The sequence below is a fragment of the uncultured Granulicatella sp. genome (assembly GCF_963528195.1).
Lineage (GTDB): Bacteria > Bacillota > Bacilli > Lactobacillales > Aerococcaceae > Granulicatella.
This window is the reverse complement of the sequence record NZ_CAURVN010000071.1, coordinates 1-4,066: the sequence shown is the minus strand read 5'-3', so window position 1 is coordinate 4,066 and position 4,066 is coordinate 1. Positions and strand designations below refer to the sequence as shown.

Below are 4,066 nucleotides of genomic sequence, written 5' to 3'. Positions count from 1 at the left end.
AAGGTTCAGGACGTTGGCAGGTGTATGAAATGGAAGAAGTAATGCGTACTCCAGCGATCGTTCCTTCAACCATTGACTATCTATTCCATCAGATTGACAACGCTTTAAAAGAAGATAGCCCCTCCCCTACTATGATTATCCTGGATGAATGTTGGCTATTCTTTGATAACCCTGTATTCCGAGATAAAATCCGAGAATATTTCAAAGATTTACGTAAAAAGAATGCATCAATTATTGTGGCCACTCAGAACTTAGCAGATATTATTTCTAAGCCAGATTTACTATCTACAATCCTGGAAAACTGCCCTAATAGAATTTATCTACGCAACCAAAATGCAGTTAATGAACAAATACGTAACTATTACCATCAATTCGGTTGTAATGAACGTCAAATTGACATCATTTCTAAGCTAGATAACCAGGAACGGCATGAATACTACTATAGTTCTTTTGAAAAAGGAAATCGTGTATTTGATCTTGCCTTACAGCCTGTAGAAGCTGCTTTTGTTTTATCCACAGATAAAAGCGACCAAATTTACCTGAACAAACTGATTGAAGAAAAGAAAATGGATAACTTCACCTTAGAATGGTTGATTTATAAAGGTCTCTACAAAGAAGCCGAGTTTATCAAGGAAAACTACCTATGACGAGGGGGCGTATGAGTCAATTTAGTAGTAATTTAAAAAAATACAGATTACTAGCGGGGTATATGACTGCCAAAGAGTTTGCAAAAGTGCTTGAAGTTCCATGCCCTACATATGTTAGCTATGAAAGCAACAATCGTGAACCAAAATATGATGTATTATGTAAAATTTCATATTTACTAAACGTCAGTATTGATGAATTGTTAGGCAACGAGTTTACTCGTAATACCAAAAATACGTCCTCTCAAGCTGTCAAACCAGAAAGAGAACTGTCATTAGAAATATGTAAATGTATAAAAAGAATACTCGGAACAAATGAAATAAAACAAATTTTTAAAATTTTAAATAAATTTGAAAAAGGATTATAATGAAAAATTTTAAAATAACATTAGATAATGAAGATAATGGCGATGAAGTAGACTTTTTAGAAAATTCAAACATCTTAATGTGAATAAAGATGAAAAAAAGTTTAAAGAGTATTTACAAAAAGCATATAAACTTATGGGAACAGAGTGCGTTTTTGGTTTTAAAACAGATGAGGACGGAAATATTACAGAAGTTTGTAAATCCAAAAGGTAAAGTATATGGTCATTAATGTATTACTAAGTTTATGAGAAATAAAATTTTGAAAAAGGATTTATAATGAAAAATTTTAAGAAAAAACAATTAGCACTTTCCACATTAGTAGCACTTGCTTGTGCAGGTATTGGTTATGCAGCAGATCCTGCTACTACTACAACTACAGAGGATGGTGTAACTAATAACTTCTATGATATCACCATCAACAATATTAAAGAGGACTCTGGGCTTGAATTAGGTAATAATTCAAGAGCTAGAGGTAACGGGTCTATTGCGACTGGTACTGGATCACTTGCGGTAGGTAATAATGCTGTTGCCACTGGTGGCAACGAAACAAAGGATACCATTACTGGTAAATTAAATGAAAATAGACAGAGATTAGCTGAAATCTCTACTGCTCAGAATAATGTAACTAATTTGTCCAACGAAATCCAAAAAATCCGTTCTGAACAAGCTAAGACGATTGAAGCTGGTGAACGTGTTAAGCAAGTTCGACTTGCCAAGGAAAAAGCACATCAAAGTTATTTAGAAAAGAAAAACACTTATGATACGGAAGTCGCTAATTCTGCTGAATTTTTGCGTAATGCTCAAGCTAAACTAGATGATTTAAACAATCGTTTAGGTGCAGTTAATCGCATTGGTAATGTTGATATTACCTCTGCTTCAGGATTGACAGAAGCTGCTACTAATTTAAAGCGTATGACCGAAGAAGGTAGTACCTTGGATTTACCTTTAGATAGTTTCTATAAAGAATATATTAAGTCATACTATAAGGCTTCTGGGGATTTACGTGCTAATCAAGCTCGTCAAGCTAAATCTGATCCAATTGGCTTTTTTAACAAAAATAATGAACCTATTTGGAATAATGCTCATTTAAATGATACTAGTTTAAACATGACAGTAATTAATCCATATATTTTTAATAGTACAGATATAAATTCTGGATTGTTAAATGTAAAAGGGACATTGATTTATATGTCACATCCAAATATTCAAGTAATGAACCAATTTAATAAAGATGCTTTTGATTCATATAATGGCTTAACTAACAAACCAAGTAAAGATATAGTTTTTAAACATATCAATACAGATTTATCAACTAAGGATGAATGGGATAGTGTAATAGAAGAATCTGCTAAATATAAGCAATCTTTTAGAGAGTATTTTAATGCTAATAACAACCCTTTATTAACAACTGACCTCAAAAATAAATTGTTTTTAGAAATGGATAAAAAAATAGATTATGAGGTTAAGGCCTATGAAATAACATATTATCAAAAACAATACGAAGATACGCATAATACAGTTTGGTTAGATAAAAAAAATATTGCAATAAAAGAATACAATGCTATTGCTGCTTCATATGATTTAAATACTTTAATTAATAAAGAATTGAGTAACAACTATGAAAATTGGAAAAAAGAAAACATCACAGATGTTTTAGAAAATAATAAAATTACAACAAACAAACTTACTTCTGACCTTGAAACTGCTCTTCAAATTAATAAAAATGCGGTTGCGGAAAAAGAAAAACAAATTGCAGCTTTAAAAGCCTCTGCTGATCAAGCTAAAACAAATTGGGAATCTATCAATCCCAACGCTTCAGATTTGTTGTATATGGAGCAATATGAAACATTAATGAAACAATTGACGGCTAAATCCCAAGAGTTGCAACAAAATCAGGAACGTTTGACGGCTCTTAAAAATGCTTTGACCCTACATGATTTATCAAACGTAGGGGAAAATGCGATGGCTATTGGCACTAATTCCTTATCAACAGGCTCTAATTCCATTGCCATCGGTACTGGCTCTATTGTCACTGGTGAAAATTCTATTTCTATTGGTAAAGGTTCTGCCGTAACTGGTACTAAATCTATTGCAGTAGGTGTTGGCCATATTGTAATCGGTAATAATTCGGGGACTTTTGGCGACCCGAATACGATTTATGGAGATAACTCCTACGCATTCGGTAATAACAATACCATTGGTAATTCCACTACTACACATACAGTAGGTACAAATACCTTTGTATTGGGATCTAACGTAACTACTAAAGCTAATAACTCTGTTATTCTTGGCAAGGATAGTGTAGCCACTGAAGATAATGTAGTATCCATTGGCTCTAATACTTCTACTAGAAAGTTAGTGAATGTAACAGATGGTACAATTGCTGAAAACTCTAAAGAAGCAATTAATGGTAATCAATTGTGGAAAGTATCTGAAGCAAAAGACGGAGCAATTAATAAAACGGCTTGGCAAGCTACGTTAGGTACTGGAAAGAATGCAGCTGGTAATACTGGACTTGTTACTGGTGATACCTTACATGCTGCATTAGCTAATGTTCAAATTGATCCTTCTACTCTCACTTCTAAAGCTAATAAGGATGCTTCCAACATCACTTCGGACGATGCTAAAAAATGGAGTGAAAAATTAGGCACTGGTTCAGTGGCTGCTGGAGATAAAGGTTTAGTGACTGGTGGAACAGTCAATACTGCTATCACGAACGCAGTAAATACAGCCACATCTAATATTAATAGCGGCATCGAGACAAAACTTAATGGTAAAGCCAATACTTCCTTAGATAATATTACAGACAATGGTAAAACTGTGATCCGTAATTTATCCAAGGAAGCAATCCAATTAGAAAACGGTGCAAACACAACGGTAGAAAGCCGTGTAGAGGGTAATACAACCTTGTATAAGGTAAATGTATCTAACGATGCCATCACAGGCGTTATTGACCCTAAAATCACTGAATTATCTAATACTGTAGATACTAAATTATCTACTAAAGCTAATAAGGATGCTTCCAACATCACTTCGGACGATGCTAAAAAATGGAG

At 33.5% G+C, this 4,066-nt stretch carries 1 protein-coding gene and 2 pseudogenes; all 3 read left to right on the top strand.

Translation table 11 applies throughout. The features are described 5' to 3' along the window. Window positions 1–647: pseudogene (locus RWR88_RS08650) on the top strand (conjugal transfer protein TrbE); the annotation flags it as partial. A gap of 11 nt (window positions 648–658) precedes the next feature. Continuing rightward, window positions 659–1,012, top strand: a complete 354-nt coding sequence (locus RWR88_RS08645) for a helix-turn-helix transcriptional regulator (RefSeq protein ID WP_314451870.1) — start codon at window positions 659–661, stop codon at window positions 1,010–1,012. A 274-nt stretch (window positions 1,013–1,286) separates the two neighbouring features. Next, window positions 1,287–4,066: pseudogene (locus RWR88_RS08640) on the top strand (hypothetical protein); the annotation flags it as partial.